The 17364-nt window shown below is 62.8% G+C and carries 11 protein-coding genes; 7 read left to right on the forward strand and 4 right to left on the reverse strand.

All coding sequences use genetic code 11. The annotated features are described in order from the left end of the window. Nucleotides 1–60 precede the first annotated feature (60 nt). Complete coding sequence (locus WG899_RS08880) at nt 61–999, reverse strand: TRAP transporter TatT component family protein (RefSeq protein WP_339595272.1); 939 nt, start codon at nt 997–999, stop codon at nt 61–63. A 151-nt stretch (nt 1000–1150) separates the two neighbouring features. On the opposite strand from WG899_RS08880, the gene WG899_RS08885 reads away from it, so the two are divergent. The 3 genes from WG899_RS08885 to WG899_RS08895 all read left to right on the forward strand — a co-directional run bounded on the left by WG899_RS08885 (nt 1151) and on the right by WG899_RS08895 (nt 4298). Next, nucleotides 1151–1774 (forward strand): hypothetical protein, encoded by a 624-nt coding sequence (locus tag WG899_RS08885; protein ID WP_339595273.1) that lies wholly within the window; start codon nt 1151–1153, stop codon nt 1772–1774. A gap of 102 nt (nt 1775–1876) precedes the next feature. After that, on the forward strand, nt 1877–2824 hold the full coding sequence (locus tag WG899_RS08890; protein ID WP_339595274.1) for an IS481 family transposase: 948 nt from the start codon (nt 1877–1879) through the stop codon (nt 2822–2824). Nucleotides 2825–3146: 322 nt separating this feature from the next. Beyond that, the gene (locus tag WG899_RS08895; protein ID WP_339595275.1) at nt 3147–4298 is read left to right on the forward strand and encodes an HD-GYP domain-containing protein; all 1152 of its coding nucleotides are present in this window, start codon (nt 3147–3149) and stop codon (nt 4296–4298) included. A 183-nt stretch (nt 4299–4481) separates the two neighbouring features. Here the strand turns inward: WG899_RS08895 and lpdA are convergent, their stop codons facing one another. From lpdA to aceE, 3 genes are read right to left on the reverse strand one after another with little or no spacing between them, the layout of a single operon-like run. Further along, the gene (lpdA, locus tag WG899_RS08900; RefSeq protein ID WP_339595276.1) at nt 4482–6308 is read right to left on the reverse strand and encodes a dihydrolipoyl dehydrogenase; all 1827 of its coding nucleotides are present in this window, start codon (nt 6306–6308) and stop codon (nt 4482–4484) included. A gap of 14 nt (nt 6309–6322) precedes the next feature. Continuing rightward, complete coding sequence (gene aceF, locus WG899_RS08905; RefSeq protein WP_339595277.1) at nt 6323–8002, reverse strand: dihydrolipoyllysine-residue acetyltransferase; 1680 nt, start codon at nt 8000–8002, stop codon at nt 6323–6325. Nucleotides 8003–8036: 34 nt separating this feature from the next. Continuing rightward, nucleotides 8037–10748, reverse strand: a complete 2712-nt coding sequence (aceE, locus tag WG899_RS08910) for a pyruvate dehydrogenase (acetyl-transferring), homodimeric type (RefSeq protein ID WP_339595278.1) — start codon at nt 10746–10748, stop codon at nt 8037–8039. A gap of 216 nt (nt 10749–10964) precedes the next feature. Between aceE and WG899_RS08915 the strand changes: the two genes are divergently transcribed. The 4 genes from WG899_RS08915 (at nt 10965) to WG899_RS08930 (ending at nt 17354) form a co-directional block, all read left to right on the forward strand. Further along, nucleotides 10965–13544 (forward strand): PAS domain-containing sensor histidine kinase, encoded by a 2580-nt coding sequence (locus tag WG899_RS08915; RefSeq protein WP_339595279.1) that lies wholly within the window; start codon nt 10965–10967, stop codon nt 13542–13544. Continuing rightward, the gene (locus tag WG899_RS08920) at nt 13541–14170 is read left to right on the forward strand and encodes a response regulator transcription factor (RefSeq protein WP_339595280.1); all 630 of its coding nucleotides are present in this window, start codon (nt 13541–13543) and stop codon (nt 14168–14170) included. Before WG899_RS08915 ends, WG899_RS08920 begins: the two co-directional genes overlap by 4 nt. Nucleotides 14171–14411: 241 nt before the next feature. Continuing rightward, nucleotides 14412–15269 carry a bifunctional methylenetetrahydrofolate dehydrogenase/methenyltetrahydrofolate cyclohydrolase FolD gene (folD, locus tag WG899_RS08925; protein WP_339595281.1) on the forward strand — a complete coding sequence of 286 codons (858 nt, stop codon included), beginning with the start codon at nt 14412–14414 and terminating at the stop codon, nt 15267–15269. Nucleotides 15270–15332: 63 nt separating this feature from the next. Next, on the forward strand, nt 15333–17354 hold the full coding sequence (locus WG899_RS08930; RefSeq protein WP_339595282.1) for a M3 family metallopeptidase: 2022 nt from the start codon (nt 15333–15335) through the stop codon (nt 17352–17354). Nucleotides 17355–17364: the final 10 nt, after the last annotated feature.

Consider the following 17364-nt stretch of genomic DNA (forward strand, 5'->3'; position numbering starts at 1 on the left):
GGGGCGGCGCGATCTGCCCTGAGTTCAATGCGCGGGGCAATGCGCGCTGTAGAAATCGGCTCAAAACAAGTCGTCAGCACTGTCAAGCAGCCACTGAGCGCGGACCTGCATCACTTGATTGGCCAAATCGGGCCGGCTCTGAGCCACCGCCAGCGCTTGCTTGAGCCAGGCTTCGAACTGAGCACGGTCGCCGGCCGGCTGGGCCAAAGCTTCGGCGCGCGCTACCCAGATACCGGCATTGCGTACACCACCCGCCTGTACGGCCCGGTCGAACAAGGCCGCGGCTTCTGCGCTGGAGCCACCAGGCCGCGCCGCTTCCAACGTGCCGCGCAGCGAGCTGAGCCCGCCGTCGGCAAAGTCGGGTTGGCGCTGCCAGGCCAACTTCGCCAGAGCGACCACCTGCGGCAGATCCGCCACCTGATCGGGCCGATCTTTGGACAAAGAAATATGGGCCCCCCAGGACGCCGCGGCCCAATAGGCCAGACCCACTTCGTCCTCGGTCAGATTCAAGACGGTTGCCGTCGGAGCTGTTGAGCCGCTCGAACTCGCCTGAGCCGCCAAGGCCACAGCAAAGCCGGGATGGCGCAACTCCAAGGCTCGCATCGCATGCTGCTGCGCTCGCCAGTACAAGCGCGCGGCCCGCTCGCGCTGCCGCTGCGCCGCACGGGCGTCGCGGGTGGCCAGTTCGTCCGCCGACTGGGCCACGAAGGCGTAGGCGTATTGAGTAAAGCCAGACGCCACCGACTCGGCCAAGGCCACATGGCCAGGCGTTTGCCGCAGCACCGCTTCCGACAGCTTCAGGTGATAGGCACTCGCCTCGCGGGCCAGTTGCAGATCGTCTTCTTGAGCATCCTGCCCCTGGCTGGACAAGCCATCCGCCACACCGTTCAGCAAGAGCATGCGCGGCGAGCAGGCGCTCAAAAGCGCGAGCAAGCCCCCCAGCAGCACCAGGCGCAGCCAAGCTTGTCTGACGAAGAACCCTGGAGCGTTGGCGGCCATGTCTTGACTCTGAGAATGAAACAAACATCGCCGCCCGCAGAAAGAACCAAGAAACAAGGCGGAACTGCGACGAATGCGTTTCAGTCTAGTGACCCAATTTGAAGCGCTGGTGACAATGAAATGCCTGGGCCCAACCGCGACAATGCGCGCCATGCCGCTCGCGCTCCCCTTCAAACCCCGACTTTTGTTTCAGCGCCCGCCCCTGCAAATCGCGCTGGCCCTGCTGATGCTGCTGGCCCTTGTGCAAGCCGGCCTGCGTCTGTTCGGACCCAGCGGCAAATTGGTCAGCGTGGAGCGCAAGACCTGGCGCCTGGAGATTGATGTGGAGCGCCGTCTGGAAGAACTGGGCTCCAGCTGGTGCCGCGACATGCCTGCCGACGCCACCGAACTTTCGCGGCGCCTGATGCCCGCCCCCCAACACCCAGAGCAGCCCGCTGCCGAGCACTGCAAATACCGTGCGCCCGGCTGGCGCACTTCTTGGCGAGCCCAAAGCGAAGGCGTGGCGCCGCAGTTGCCGCAATGGCCGCAACCGCCGCTGCGCATCGAGACCCTTGGCACAGCCGCAGACGGCCAAACACCCTTGGGCATTGAGCGCCTGGGCGAACGCTACGAGTTCTATGAGCTGGAATTGGCCCATGCCGATGGGCAGATCTGGACCTGCCGCCTGCCCCGCGCGCGCTGGGAGGCGGTGCCACTGGGTCTGCGCTTTCGCTTGCCGGTAGACCGCTACGGCGTCGCCAATTGCAGCGGCATCATTGCGGCCAACCCCGACTAAGACGCGTCGGGCTAGCTGTCGTTTCCCAAGAGGTTGTTCACCCGAAGTAGTCGGGGAAGATGGAGGTTCTCAAGCCAAACCATCAACTCAAAGCAACTTCGGATGAACAGCCATAAGAATGCCTCATTAACGCCGCGAGGCCGCGAGCACTTGGTCAAAAACATTGCCTCGCAGGGCACCAAGAAGGCCGCCGATGCGGCAGGCGTCAGCAAGCGAACGGCATCGCGCTGGAAGCGGCGCCATCAACTTGAAGGTGTTGCTGGTCTGCTCGACCGCAGTTCGCGCCCTCACCGCAGTCCCACGCGAATTGACGCGCGCAAGGCCGAACGGATCGAAGGCCTGCGCCGCAATCAACGGCTGGGCTACGCGCAAATCGCTGAACGGGTGGGCGTTTCCAAGAGCACTGTGGGGCGCGTCTGCGTACAGGCTGGCCTGGCCAAGCTGCCCTCGGTGCAGAACAGCGTGCCCGTGCGTCGCTACGAGAAGGACCGCCCCGGCGAGTTGCTGCACCTGGACATGAAGAAGCTCGGCTGCTTCAAGCAGCCCGGGCATCGCGTGACGGGAGATCGCACGCGCAACACGCCGCGCGCGGGCTGGCAAGCGCTGCATGTGGCCATTGATGACCACTCCCGGGTCGGCTTCAGCCGGGTTCTTCGCGACGAAACCAGCCGCAGCGCCTGCGACTTCCTGATCGCGGCACTGCGCTACTACCGTGAACTCGGCGTGCCGGTCCAGGCCTTCATGACCGACAACGGCTCGGCCTACAAGTCCAAGCGCTTCGCCAAGTTGTTGCACCGGCTTGGCATCAAGCACAAGCGCACGCGGCCCTACACGCCGCGCACCAACGGCAAGGCCGAGCGCTTCATCCAGACGTTGCTGCGTGAATGGGCCTATGCTTACCGCTACCCCAGCTCAGACGTGCGCGCCGCTGAGTTGCAGCCCTGGATGCAGCACTACAACTTCCATCGACCACACTCCGCCGTCTCCCACAAACCACCCGCCTCTAGACTCGGCTTTGACGGGAAGAACGTCTTGAGAAACTACAGCTAGCCACACGGGCCACCTTGGCGAAAGCCGCACCAGGAACGTGGCTCGGCGAGCAAGGCCACCAAACGTGTGCACCATGGAGTTCAACACCCTAACCCATGGCGATATGGTGCGCCCCCATTCCGCCTCGAATAAAACGCAGAGGCCATGAAGGGGGGGTGGAACATTGCAAGCAAAATTTCGTTACACCCACCATGGCACCAAGAAGCGGGGCGCTGCCGATCAATGCTCCAATAGACTCAGCAGTCTTGAGTGAGTCGATCATTGAACAAGGGCTTTCGCCGGCATGGCAAGGCCCGGAATGCACATCAACCGGCCGCATGCCATGCAATTGTTGAAGTTGGTCGCAGAACAAATTCAGATTGGGGCTCGCCTGCCCTTCAATGTGCGCAACTTCGAAGGCGGGCTGCTCTTGGCCCGGGGGCAGATCGTGCTCAGCGCGGCACAGCTCACCGCCCTGCTCGAGCGCGGCATGTATGCCGATCAGGAAGAGCTGCTCGCGCTCGAGGCCGGCCAGTCAGCGCCAGCCGAACCGCCGCCCCTGGCCACGCGCTGGTCGCAGGCGGTGTGGTCGGTTGACTCGATGTTGAAGAAACTGACCGATGGCGAGCACTTCATCAGCAGCTGCGAAGAGGTGAGCCACGACGTCATCGCGCTGGCCCAGGAGGATGGTGATCTGGCGCTCTACCAAGTGGTTCGCCAAGAGCAACAACAGTTGAAACTCTATGGCCTCAGCCACGCCTTGCATGTGGCAACCCTGTGCTGGATGATCGCCCGCCGTCTGGGATGGACCGAGGCGCGACAGCGCATCGCCGTCAAGGCCTCGCTGACCATGAACGCCAGCATCATTGACTTGCAAGGGACGTTTGCCATCAGTGGCCAGCGACCCGTCGCCGCACAAAGGGAACTGCTGCGCGATCACCCGGAAGAAGCCGTCCGGCGCCTGCGGCAGGCCGGCATCGATGATGAAGAATGGCTGATGGGCGTGGCGCAGCATCACGAACAAGCTGGGGGCAAGGGCTATCCCAAGGGTCTGCGTGAGGTGGAGGAAATGGCCCAACTGCTGCGGCTGGTCGATGTGTTCTTGGCCAAGATCAGCCCGCGCCTGAATCGACCCGCGCTTGAAATCAAAACCGCGGCCCGACAAGTCTATGAGCAAGGCCCGAGCAACCCGATGGTGGCCTCCTTGATCAAGGAGTTCGGCATGTACCCGCCCGGTGAATTGGTGCGACTCGCCAATGGCGACCTCGCCGTGGTGGTGCGGCGCGGCGCCACGCTGCACAGCCCTGTCGTGATGGCCTTGGCCGATGGGCAGGGGCGCCTAAAGCCCAACTTCTGCAGCTATGACACCGCCAAGCCCGAGTACAAAGTGATGAGCGTGGAAGCTGACAAGCGCCGCATCATCGGCATCCCCAGCGAACGTTTCTACGGCCTGTATGGCATGCACGGCCGCGACGTGCTGAACCCGACGCATTGACGCGTTGGCTGCAGCGATGCCGGCCAGCGCCGACGCTGGGAAATGAAGGCGAGATCACCATGGACGCCGATCACGCGGCCCGACCTAGGGTAATGCCGAGCAAGTTTGCGTCTTCAGGCCTCGAAAAAAAGAGCCCAGCTCCTTTCGGATCCGGGCTCTTGCTTTTTGCTCGATTAAGCGAGCTTACTTCCGTGCCGGCGGCAAATCCGTGCAGCTGCCATGCGCCACTTCCGCCGCCATGCCGATGCTTTCGCCCAGCGTCGGGTGCGGGTGAATGGTCTTGCCGATGTCCACCGCATTGGCGCCCATCTCGATGGCCAGGGCGATCTCGCCGATCATGTCGCCGGCGTGGGTGCCGACAATGCCGCCGCCGAGGATCTTGCCATGGCCGTGGGCTTCTTCGCTGTCGTCAAACAGCAGTTTGGTGAAGCCTTCGTCGCGGCCGTTGGCAATCGCCCGGCCGGATGCCGTCCAGGGGAACAAGCCCTTCTTGACCTTGATGCCTTGGGCCTTGGCCTGGTCTTCGGTCAGACCCACCCACGCCACTTCGGGGTCGGTGTAAGCCACGCTGGGGATCACGCGGGCATCGAACTGGCTCTTGGCTAACTTCGCATCGCCCAGGATGGCGCCGGCCGCCACTTCGGCCGCCACATGGGCCTCGTGCACCGCTTTGTGCGCCAGCATCGGCTGGCCGACCACATCGCCGATGGCGAAGATGTGCGGCACATTGGTGCGCATCTGCACATCGACATTGATGAAGCCACGATCGGTCACGGCCACGCCGGCCTTGTCGGCAGCGATCTTTTTGCCATTAGGCGTGCGGCCCACGGCTTGCAAGACCAGGTCGTAAGTGCCTTCGCTCTTGGTGCCGTCCAAACCTTCGAACTGAACTTTGATGCCTTCGGGTGTGGCGCTTGCGCCCACCGTCTTGGTCTTCAACATGATGTTGTCGAAGCGCTTGGCGTTCATCTTTTGCCAGACCTTGACCAGGTCGCGGTCTGCGCCTTGCATCAGGCCGTCCATCATCTCCACCACATCCAGGCGCGCGCCCAGGGTGGAGTAGACCGTGCCCATTTCCAGGCCGATGATGCCGCCGCCGACGATCAACATCTTCTTCGGCACTTCCTTCAGCGCCAAAGCACCGGTGGAGTCCACGATGCGCTCGTCATCGGGCAGGAAGGGCAAACGCACCGCCTGCGAGCCGGCCGCGATGATGGCCTGCTTGAAGTGCACCGTCTTCTTGGTGCCGGTCTTGGCTTGGCCGTCGCCGGTGGTTTCTTCCACTTCCACATGGTTGGCGTCGATGAAATGGCCATAGCCGCGCACGGTGGTGACCTTGCGCATCTTGGCCATCTGCGCCAAGCCGCCGGTCAGCTTGCCGATGACCTTTTCTTTATGGCCGCGCAGCTTGTCGATGTTGAGGGTTGGCGCGCCAAACTCAACGCCCAGGTCGCCCAGGTGCGAGACCTCATCCATCACCGCCGCCACATGCAGCAGCGCCTTGGACGGGATACAGCCCACGTTCAAGCAGACGCCACCCAGCGTGGCATAACGTTCCACCAGAATGACCTTCAGACCCAGATCGGCGGCGCGGAAGGCTGCCGAATAGCCGCCAGGGCCGGCGCCCAGCACCAGCAGATCGCAGCTGAAATCGGCGTTGCCGGTGTAGGCAGCGGCAGCGGTGGGCGCCACAACCGGCGCTGCAGCGGGCGCAGGGGCTGATGCCGGAGCCGCTGCGGCGGGTGCCGGGGCGGCCGCAGTCGCAGCACCATCTGCACTCTCCAGCGCCAACAGCACCGTGCCTTGGTTGATCTTGTCGCCGAGGGCGACCTTGATCTCTTTGATCACACCGGCGTGCGAGGACGGGATCTCCATCGAGGCTTTGTCGGACTCCACGGTGATCAGGCTTTGGTCCACCGCCACGGTGTCACCGACCTTGACCAGCAACTCGATGATGGCGACGTCTTTGAAGTCACCGATATCGGGAACGAGAACATTCACTAGTGCCATAACTCAGCTCCCGATCAGAGCACGATGCGGCGGAAGTCCGCCAGCAGCGATGCGAAATAGACGTTGAAGCGCGCGGCTGCGGCACCGTCGATGACGCGGTGGTCCCAGCTCAAGCTGAGCGGCAACATCAGACGCGGCTGGAAGGCCTTGCCATCCCACTTGGGCTCGATCTGGCTCTTGCACACGCCCATGATGGCCACTTCGGGCGCATTGATGATGGGGGTGAAGTAGCGGCCACCGATGCCACCCAGCGAAGAGATGGTGAAGCAGCCACCGCTCATCTCGGCCGGGCCCAACTTGCCGTCGCGGGCCTTCTTGGCCAGCTCGCCCATTTCGGCGCTGATCTCGAAGATGCCCTTCTTGTCGGCATCCTTGATCACCGGCACCACCAGGCCATTGGGCGTATCTGCCGCGAAGCCAATGTTGTAGTACTTCTTCAGCACCAACTTCTGAGCATCGCCCTCGCCTTCCAGCGAGGCATTGAACTCGGGGAACTTCTTCAAAGCCGCCACGGCGGCCTTGATCATGAAGGCCAGCATGGTGACCTTGACGGCTGCCGGGTTCTTCTCGTTTTCCTTGTTCGTTTGAACGCGGAAGGCTTCGAGTTCGGTGATGTCGGCATCGTCGTGGTTGGTCACATGCGGGATGACCACCCAGTTGCGGTGCAGATTGGCGCCGCTGATTTTCTTGATGCGAGACATGTCCTTGCGCTCGATGGCACCGAACTTCTCGAAGTCGACCTTGGGCCAAGGCAGCAAGCCAGGCAAAGCGCCGCCGCTGGTCGAGGCAGCGGCAGGTGCGGCAGCCTTTTGCGCCAGCGTCTGCACGGCGCCGGCCATCACCGACTTCACAAAGCCCTGCAGGTCGATGTCTTGGATGCGGCCATGGGGGCCACTGCCCTTGACCTCTTCCAGCGGCACGCCCAACTCACGCGCCATCTTGCGGATGCTCGGCGAGGCGTGCGGCAGCTTGGTCTTCAGCGCGGTCGGGTCATGCGCGGGCACGACGGCGGCGGGCGCTGCGGCGACTGCAACGGGTGCAGGTGCTGCTGCTGCGGCGGCGACAGGCGCGCTGGCAGCCACGGCAGGCGCAGCTGCGGCCACCGGTGCCGGTGCAGCCACGGCAGCAGCCGACTTGGACTCCACCACGGCCAGCAACGAGCCCTTGGCGACCTTGTCGCCCAGCTTGACCTTCAATTCCTTGATGACGCCGGCATGCGAGGACGGGATCTCCATCGAAGCCTTGTCGCTCTCCACCGTGATCAGGCTTTGCTCGACCTTGATGCTGTCACCCACCTTGACGAAGACCTCGATCACCGACACAGACTCGAAGTCGCCGATATCGGGCACGAAGACCTCGACCAGCGCGCTCGCTGCGGGAGCTGCAGCGGCCACGGGTGCGGCGGCCGCAGGAGCAGCGGCGGGCGCGGCTGCAGGGGCAGCAACAGCCGCCTCGCCAGCGGCTTCCACCAGCAAGATCAAGCTGCCTTCATTGACCTTGTCGCCGATGGCGATCTTGATCTCCTTGACCACGCCGGCCGCCGAGCTGGGGATCTCCATCGAGGCCTTGTCGCTCTCGACGGTGATCAGGCTTTGCTCCACCGCGACGGTGTCACCCACCTTGACCATCAACTCGATGACGGCCACATCCTTGACGTCCCCAATATCGGGAACCTTGACTTCTACCAATGCCATGTTTCTAGCTCCGTAACGCCAAAGTTTGACGCGCTTAGGCGTACAGCGGGTTGATCTTATCGGCCTTGATGCCGTACTTGGCAATGGCTTCCGCCACGGTGGCCTTGGGCAACTTGCCTTCATCGGCCAGCGAGTTCAGGGCGGCCACGACGATGTAGTGGCGGTTGATCTCGAAGTGCTCGCGCAGCTTGCTGCGGAAGTCCGAACGGCCGAAACCATCGGTACCCAAGACCTTGTAAGAACGGCCGGCCGGCACAAAGGCGCGGATCTGTTCGGCGTAGTTCTTCATATAGTCGGTCGAGGCAATCACCGGGCCGGTGGTCTGGCTCAGTTGCTGGCCCACGAAGCTGCTGCGCTGCTCGTCGCTGGGGTGCAAGAGGTTCCAACGCTCCACGTCCTGGCCTTCGCGGGCCAGTTCATTGAAACTTGGGCAGCTCCAGACATGAGCGCCCACGCCCCAGTCGGCTTCCAGCAAGGCCTTGGCGGCCTGGCTTTCGCGCAGGATGGTGCCGGAGCCGAGCAGATTGACCGTCAGCTTCTTATCGCCAGCGGCTTCGTCGAGCAGGTACATGCCCTTCAAGATCTGCTCTTCGGTGCCGGTCTTGAGGCCTGGCATCGCGTAGTTCTCGTTCAGCAGCGTGATGTAGAAGTACACGTTCTCCTGGTTTTCGACCATGCGCTTCAGGCCGCTGTGCAGGATCACCGCCACTTCGTGCGCGAAGCTCGGGTCATAGGAGATGCAGTTCGGGATGGTGCCGGCCAGGATGTGGCTGTGGCCGTCTTCGTGCTGCAGGCCTTCGCCGTTCAGCGTGGTGCGGCCCGAGGTACCTCCCAGCAAGAAGCCGCGCGCTTGCATATCGCCGGCTGCCCAAGCCAAGTCGCCAATGCGCTGGAAGCCGAACATCGAGTAGTAGACGTAGAACGGGATCATCACGCGGTTGTTCGTCGAGTACGACGTTGCCGCAGCGATCCAACTGGCCATGCCGCCGGCTTCGTTGATGCCCTCTTGCAGGATCTGACCGTCCTTGGCCTCGCGGTAGTACATCACCTGGTCTTTGTCGACAGGGGTGTAGTTCTGACCTGCGGGGTTGTAGATGCCGATCTGGCGGAACAGGCCTTCCATACCGAAGGTGCGGGCCTCGTCGACCAGGATGGGCACGACGCGCGGACCCAGATCCTTGTCGCGCAGCAACTGGGTCAGGAAGCGCACATAGGCTTGGGTGGTGGAGATTTCACGGCCTTCGGCGGTGGGCTCCAGCACAGCCTTGAAAGTCTCCAGCGCAGGCACGGTGAAGCTCTCTTCGGCCTTGACGCGGCGCTGCGGCAGATAGCCACCCAGGGCCTGGCGGCGCTCGTGCAGATAGCGCATTTCGGGCGTGTCGTCGGCCGGCTTGTAGTAAGGCAGCTTGGGTAACTCGCTGTCGGGGATGGGGATGCCGAAACGATCGCGGATGTACTTGATGTCTTCGTCGGTCAGCTTCTTGGTCTGGTGGACGGTGTTCTTGCCCTCACCGGCCTTGCCCATGCCATAGCCCTTGACGGTCTTGACCAGCAGCAAGGTGGGCTGCTTAGATTCGTTGTTATGCGCCGCATGGAAGGCCGCGAAGACCTTCTCGGGCTGGTGGCCACCGCGACGCAGATCAAAGATCTCTTCGTCGCTCATGTGCTCAACCAGCTTGGCGGTCTCGGGGTACTTGCCGAAGAAATGCTTGCGCACATAGGCGCCGTCATTGGCCTTCATGGCCTGGTAGTCACCGTCGACGGTTTCCATCATCAACTGCTTGAGCTTGCCGCTCTTGTCGCGCGCCAGCAACTCGTCCCAGCCCTTGCCCCAGATCAGCTTGATGACCTTCCAGCCGCTGCCGCGGAACTCACCTTCGAGCTCCTGGATGATCTTGCCGTTGCCGCGCACCGGGCCGTCCAGGCGCTGCAGATTGCAGTTGATGACGAAGACCAGATTGTTCAGGCCTTCGCGAGCGGCCAGACCGATGGCGCCCAGCGATTCCGGCTCGTCCATCTCGCCATCGCCCATAAAGGCCCAGACCTTGCGGTTGGCGGTGTCGGCAATGCCACGGGCATGCAGATACTTCAGGAAGCGCGCCTGGTAGATCGCCATCAAGGGGCCGAGGCCCATCGACACGGTCGGGAACTGCCAGAACTCGGGCATCAGCTTGGGGTGCGGATAGCTGGACAAGCCCTTGCCATCCACTTCCTGGCGGAAGCTGTCGAGCTGCTCTTCGCTCAGGCGGCCTTCCAGGAAGGCGCGAGCGTAGACACCGGGGGCGCTGTGGCCCTGGATGTAGAGCAGGTCGCCGCCGTGGTTCTCGCTCTCGGCGTGCCAGAAATGATTGAAGCCAGCGCCCAGCATCGAGGCCAGCGAGGCGAAGGAGCCGATGTGGCCGCCCAGGTCGCCGCCATCGGCCGGGTTCAGACGGTTGGCGCGCACGACCATGGCCATGGCGTTCCAGCGCATATAGGCGCGCAAACGCTTTTCGATCTCGATATTGCCCAAGCAGCGCGCTTCCTGGTCGGCAGGAATGGTGTTCACATAGGGCGTGGTGGCCGAGAAGGGCACGTCGATGCCGGCCTGGCGCGCATGGTCGATCAGTTGGTTGAGCAAGAAATGCGCACGCTCACCGCCCTCCTCGCCGATGACGGCGGACAGCGCGTCCAGCCATTCCTTGGTCTCCAAGGCGTCGGTGTCATTGGCGGCGGCGCCTAGAAAGGACTGAGGCTGTGCGGACATCTTGCTTGTCTCCAATTGAGTTGAATCAGGCAGGCCACCCAAGAATTTGCGAGCAGCACCACCCCAATGGTTTAGAGGTTCACGTCGAAATGCGTTTGCGCGAGTGTCTCACAAGTTTTGCGCACTCTCAAATTGTGCGAGATCATTTTGTATTGTGAAATTTATCAAAATTGGACTTGAGCCGGGCTTGGCGCGGACACCCGGATAATCAAGCCCATGCCGAATGCTTTCGATCTCAAAAACGCCTTGCGGCGTCTGCTCCTGCCCACCCAGCGCCTGGCCACCGGCTGGTGGCGCCGCCAATCACCGGCCCGTCAGGATCGCTTTGCCACGTTGGGCCCGCTGATCTCGGTGCTCTTGTTCTTGACCGCCATCATCCTGGCCTTCTGGTACCTGCGGAACGAAGAGAACGAGCGCGAAGACGAAGCGGTCAAGCGCGACACCGAGATCGCCCAGCAACAGATCCGCCTGCGCCTGATCGAGAACCAGGAGCAGCTGATGCGGATTGCGCGCGAGATCGTCACGCGCGCGGTCGACACGCATGAGTTCAGCGCCCAGGCCAAGAGCTTCGCGCGCGAACGGCCCGAGATCACCCATATCAGCTGGATCAACAACCGCCGCGAGACCCGCGCCAGCATCAGCGGCGCAGGCTTTCAAGACGAAGCCTTGATGCAAACCGACGGCAACGACCCGTCGATGCCGATCGCCAATCAGTCGAGCCCGCCCGAGCTGGCCTTTCTGGCCGCCAAGGAGCGCCGCCAACCCACCTACTCGTCGGCCTTCAACGATTACAACTCGGCCACCGTATTCCAGGTGCAGGTACCGCTGATCGACCGCACCGGCTTCTCCGGCGTCTTGATCGCGGAATACTCGGTCGAGGCCTTGTTGCGCTATTACGTGCGCTCCGAGGTGACGGCGCGCCATGTGGTGGCGATCGTGAACCCAAACGATCAGGTGCTGGCCAGCACGGTCACCCAAATGCCGGGTCGCAAGACCAAGCGGGCCTCGATCTTTTATGAGGTCCCGGTTGCGCCAGCGATGAACGGCCTGGTTTTGCGCGGCGAGGGTTACCGTACCTCGATCGGCTTGATCAGCAACACCTTGTTCTGGATGGTGGTGTCGCTGTCGACGCTGACGGTTTGGATGCTCCTAGGCACCTGGAAGCACATGCGCCGCCGCCTGCAGATTCAGACCGCGCTGACCTCGGAGACCAACTTCCGGCGCGCGATGGAAAACTCGATGCTGACCGGCATGCGGGCCATGGACATGGAGTCGCGCATCTCCTACGTCAACCCAGCGTTTTGTGCCATGACCGGATTCTCCGAGGCCGAGATGATCGGCCGCAAGCCGCCCTTCCCCTTCTGGCCACCGGACCGCATCGAGGAGAACGCCCGTTTGCTGCAACAGGAACTGCAGGGCCGCAGCCCGGCCGGCGGCGTGGAGGTGAAGATCCTGCGCAAGGACGGCACCACCTTTGATGGCCGCGTCTACATCTCGCCGCTGGTGGACACCAAGGGCAAGCAGACCGGCTGGATGACCTCGATGACCAACATTACCGAGGCCAAGCGGGTGCGCGACCAACTCTCGGCCTCGCATGAGCGCTTCACCACGGTGCTGGAAGGCCTGGATGCTGCCGTGTCGGTGCTGTCGGTGCAGCAAGGCGAGCTGCTGTTCGCTAACCGCAGCTACCGGCTTTGGTTCGGCGCCGATCCAGCCGGGCACGCACTGCTGTCCGGCAGCCAGCTGGCGCGCAGCGCCGAGACCGAGGTGGAAGAAGACGTCGACGACTACTCAGGCCTGCCCACGCAGGCCTTGACCGAGTCGGGCTCCGACCCGCGCGAGGTCTATGTGGAGTCGCTGGAGATGTGGTTCGACGTGCGCGCCCGCTATCTGCAGTGGACCGATGGCCGCCTGGCGCAAATGCTGATCGCCACCGACATCACGACCCGCCGCCATGCCGAGGCGCAGGCCGCCTTGCAGGCCGAGCGTGCGCAGATGACCAGCCGCTTGATGACCATGGGCGAGATGGCCTCCAGCGTGGCGCATGAGCTGAACCAGCCGCTCACCGCCATCACCAACTACTGCAACGGCATGGTCTCGCGGGTGCGCAATGACGCCATCCAGAAAGACGATCTGCTCGCCGCGCTAGAAAAAACCGCCAAGCAAGCGCAGCGCGCCGGCCAGATCATTCACCGCATCCGCAACTTCGTGAAGCGCAGCGAACCGAAGCGCGAAGCGGCGCAGGCCAGCGACATCGTGGAGGACGCAGTCGAGTTGGCCGGCATCGAGCTGCGGCGCCGCAATGTGGCCATCCACACCTATGTGGCCCAGCGGCTTCCACAGTTGCTGGTAGATCCGATCCTGATCGAACAGGTCTTGATGAATCTGCTGAAGAACGCGGCGGAGGCCATCGACAACGCCGGCCTGCCGGCTTCGCGTCGGCATATTGAGTTGCGCGTTGTGCCCAAACACACGCCGGAGTTGGGCGGCCACATCGACTTCTCGGTCACCGATATGGGTCCCGGCATGCCGGAAGAAGTGATCGCCCGCATGTACGAAGCCTTCTTCTCCACCAAGGCCGATGGCATGGGCATCGGCTTAGGGTTATGCCGGTCTATTGTGGAGTCCCATCAGGGTCGAATCAGGGCCGAGAACTTATACAATGGGACGGCTATTGTGGGCTGTAGGTTCGCCTTCAGCATCCCAGTAGATATCTCCCGAACCGAGACGCCCGGTCTGACAATCCAAAACAATACGGCCTCCGGGCCTGCTGTAAACCAAACTGCGACACCATGAGTCTGATTCCGAAGAAGGGTAATGTCTACGTTGTCGATGATGACGAGGCCGTGCGTGATTCCTTGCAATGGCTGCTGGAGGGCAAGGACTACCGGGTCAAGTGCTTTGATTCCGCCGAATCTTTCCTGAGCCGTTACGACCCCCGTGAAGTCGCCTGCCTGATTGCCGACATCCGCATGGAAGGCATGAGCGGCCTGGAGTTGCAAGACCGCCTGCTGGAACGCAAGAGCCCGCTGCCCGTGGTCTTCATCACCGGTCACGGCGACGTGCCGATGGCTGTCAACACGATGAAGAAGGGCGCGATGGACTTCATCGAAAAGCCCTTCAAGGAAGACGAGTTGGTGTCCCTGGTCGAGCGCATGCTGGACCAAGCCCGCAACGCCTTCTCCACCCACCAAGAAGCCGCCAGCCGCGACGCCTTGCTGCAGCGCCTGACCACGCGCGAATCGCAAGTGCTGGAGCGCATCGTCGCCGGTCGCTTGAACAAGCAGATCGCCGACGACCTGGGCATCAGCATCAAGACCGTGGAAGCGCACCGCGCCAACATCATGGAAAAGCTGAACGCCAACACCGTGGCCGACCTGTTGAAGATTGCCCTGGGCGCTTCGGCGCCCGCCAAGGCCTGAGCCTTCGCCATAGAGTACACACTGATCCACCTCCGAGCCGCATTTTTGCGCGCTTGAACAAGGCCGCTGATCGCTCAGCGGCCTTTTGCGTTTCTAGAATCCCTCCCTAGCCTGTACCTAGCGTTCACTGACATGACTGCAAAACTGATTGACGGCGTCGCCTTGTGGCTCCGGCATCACATCGCAGTGCGATATGAGCCTACGCCGCAAGGCTTAAACCTGACCCTTGGAGTCCTTTGACATGACAGCAAAACTGATTGATGGCGTCGCCTTGTCTCAACAACTGCGCGCCGAAGTGGCCCAGCGCGCCGCCGCCCTCACCGCCAAAGGCATGAAGCCCGGTCTGGCCGTCATCTTGGTGGGCGAAGACCCGGCCAGCCATGTCTATGTGCGCAACAAGGTCAAGGCCTGCGGCGATGCCGGTCTGCACTCGGTGCTGGAGAAGTACGAAGCCACCATGAGCGAGGCCGAACTGCTGGCCCGCATCGACGCATTGAACAAAGACCCGAGCATCCACGGCATCTTGGTTCAAATGCCGCTGCCCAAGCACATCGATCCGCACAAGGTCATCGAAGCAATCGCCACCGCCAAGGATGTGGATGGCTACTCAACGCTGAGTGCCGGCGAGTTGATGACCCAGTTGCCGGGCTTTCGTCCCTGCACCCCTTATGGCTGCATGAAGCTAATCGAAAGCACCGGCTACGACTTGCGCGGCAAGCATGCAGTGGTGATCGGCCGTTCCAACACCGTCGGCAAGCCCATGGCCTTGCTGCTGTTGCAGGCCAATGCGACCGTCACGATTTGCCACAGCGGCACGCCGGACATCGGCTATCACACCCGTCAAGCCGATGTGGTGGTGGCCGCTGTGGGCCGCCGCAATGTCTTGACCGCAGAGATGGTCAAGCCCGGCGCCGTGGTCATCGACGTGGGCATCAACCGCAATGAGGAAGGCAAGCTCTGCGGCGATGTGGACTTTGACGGCGTGAAAAACGTGGCCGGCTGGATCACCCCGGTGCCTGGCGGCGTGGGCCCGATGACCATCACCATGCTGCTGGTCAACACCATCGAGTCGGCCGAGCGCGCTGCTGCCAGCCTTTAAACCCCCGAAGGCGCTGCGCGCCTTCCCTCAAGAGGCCGAGCCCGAGAGGCCTGGAGAAGCACTATGAACCCCTTGCTCAGCACCGCCGCCCTGCCGGCTTTTGCACAAATTCGCCCCGAGCATATTCAGCCGGCCATTGAGGCCTTGCTGGAAGAGTCTCGTGCCGCTTTGGCTGAGGCGACGGACCCGGCCACACCGGCCGACTACGACTATTTGTCCGCCACCCTGGGCGTGGCCACCGAACGCTTCGGCGCTGCCTGGGGCTCTGTCGGCCACTTGAATGCCGTGGCCAATACGCCCGAGCTGCGCGAGGCTTACAACGCCATGCTGCCGCCGGTCACCGAGTTCTTCACCGCCTTGGGTGCCGACGAGAAGCTCTACGCCAAGTACAAGGCGATTGCCTCGGCACCGAGTGCCGCCAGCCTGAGCCCGGCGCGCCAACAAGCCTTGAAGAACTGGCTGCGCGACTTTGTGCTCTCGGGTGCCGAGTTGCAGGGCGAGGCCAAGGAACGCTTTGCCGCCATCCAGGAGCGCGCCGCCGAGCTGGGCCAGCAGTTCTCTGAACATGTCTTGGACGCCACCGATGGCTTCGCCTACTACGCCAGCGAGGCTGAGATGAGCGGCGTGCCGGACGACGCCAAGCAGGCCGCTCGCAGCGCCGCCCAGGCCGATGGCAAAGACGAAGGCTACAAACTCACGCTGCACTTCCCCAGCTACTTGCCGGTGATGCAGTACGGCGAAGACCGCGCCCTGCGCGAGCGGCTCTACACCGCCTATGTAACCCGCGCTAGCGACTTGGCCGGCAAGCCGGAGCAGGACAACACGGCCATCATCGAAGAGCTCTTGAAGCTGCGCCAAGAAGAGGCGGCCATCCTGGGCTTTGCCAATTACGCCGAAGCTTCGCTGGTGCCCAAAATGGCCGACTCGCCGGCTCAGGTGCTGGAGTTCTTGCGCGACCTGAACCGCCGCGCACGCCCCTTCGCCGAGAAAGACCTGGCCGAGCTGCGCGAGTTCGCCGCCAAGGAGTTGGGCCTGAGCGACCTGCAGGTCTGGGACAACGCCTACGCCTCCGAGAAGCTCAAAGAAGCCCGCTACGCCTTCAGCGACCAAGCGGTGCGCCAGTACTTCACTGTGCCGCGCGTGCTGGCTGGTTTGTTCGACATCATCGAGCGCCTCTTCAACGTCAAGATCAGCGAGCAAGCGGCCGAGGTCTGGCACGAGTCCGTCAAGTTCTACCGTTTGGAACGTGGCGGCAAGCTGGTCGGCCAGTTCTACCTGGACCTCTATGCCCGCCCCGGCAAGCGCCCCGGCGCCTGGATGGACGAGGTGCGCAGCCGCTGGGCCCGACCCGAAGGTGCACAACAAACGCCGGTGGCTCAGCTGGTCTGCAACTTCTCTTCACCCGTGGGAGACAAGCCAGCGCTGCTGAGCCATGACGACGTGACCACGCTCTTCCATGAGTTCGGCCACGGTCTGCACCATCTGCTGACCCAGGTGGACGAGCTGGGCGTCTCCGGCATCTCGGGCGTGGAATGGGATGCCGTCGAACTACCGAGTCAGTTCATGGAGAACTTCTGCTGGGAATGGGAGGTGCTGCAGCAACTCACCGCCCATGTGGACAGCGGCGAAGCACTGCCGCGCGAGCTGTTCGACAAGATGACCGCCGCCAAGAACTTCCAAAGCGGCCTGCAGACCTTGCGTCAGATCGAGTTCGCCCTGTTCGATATGCGCTTGCATGCCGAGCCGGGCTCGGAAGCCGCAGTGCAAGCCCTGCTGGACGAGGTGCGGGCGGAAGTGGCGGTGATCCCCTCCCCAGTCTTCAACCGCAGCCAGCACAGCTTCTCGCACATCTTTGCGGGCGGCTACTCGGCCGGCTACTACAGCTACAAATGGGCCGAGCTGCTGAGCGCCGATGCCTGGAGCGCCTTCGAGGTGGAAGGCGTGTTCAATGCCGCCACCGGCCAGCGTTATTTGCAAAACGTGCTGGAAGTGGGCGGCTCACGCCCGGCGATTGAGAGCTTCAAGGCCTTCCGCGGCCGCGAGCCGCAAATCGATGCGCTGCTGCGGCACCAGGGCATGAGCTGAGCACTGAGCG

Source organism: Paucibacter hankyongi (genome assembly GCF_037482915.1).
In the GTDB taxonomy this organism is placed as follows: Bacteria; Pseudomonadota; Gammaproteobacteria; order Burkholderiales; family Burkholderiaceae_C; genus Paucibacter_A; species Paucibacter_A hankyongi.

Coding starts and splice junctions, on each gene's coding strand:
- WG899_RS08880 (WP_339595272.1), bottom strand. CDS start 999: ATGGCCGCCAACGCTCCAGGGTTCTTCGTCAGACAAGCTTGGCTGCGC.
- WG899_RS08885 (WP_339595273.1), top strand. CDS start 1,151: ATGCCGCTCGCGCTCCCCTTCAAACCCCGACTTTTGTTTCAGCGCCCG.
- WG899_RS08890 (WP_339595274.1), top strand. CDS start 1,877: ATGAACAGCCATAAGAATGCCTCATTAACGCCGCGAGGCCGCGAGCAC.
- WG899_RS08895 (WP_339595275.1), top strand. CDS start 3,147: ATGCAATTGTTGAAGTTGGTCGCAGAACAAATTCAGATTGGGGCTCGC.
- lpdA (WP_339595276.1), bottom strand. CDS start 6,308: ATGGCACTAGTGAATGTTCTCGTTCCCGATATCGGTGACTTCAAAGAC.
- aceF (WP_339595277.1), bottom strand. CDS start 8,002: ATGGCATTGGTAGAAGTCAAGGTTCCCGATATTGGGGACGTCAAGGAT.
- aceE (WP_339595278.1), bottom strand. CDS start 10,748: ATGTCCGCACAGCCTCAGTCCTTTCTAGGCGCCGCCGCCAATGACACC.
- WG899_RS08915 (WP_339595279.1), top strand. CDS start 10,965: ATGCCGAATGCTTTCGATCTCAAAAACGCCTTGCGGCGTCTGCTCCTG.
- WG899_RS08920 (WP_339595280.1), top strand. CDS start 13,541: ATGAGTCTGATTCCGAAGAAGGGTAATGTCTACGTTGTCGATGATGAC.
- folD (WP_339595281.1), top strand. CDS start 14,412: ATGACAGCAAAACTGATTGATGGCGTCGCCTTGTCTCAACAACTGCGC.
- WG899_RS08930 (WP_339595282.1), top strand. CDS start 15,333: ATGAACCCCTTGCTCAGCACCGCCGCCCTGCCGGCTTTTGCACAAATT.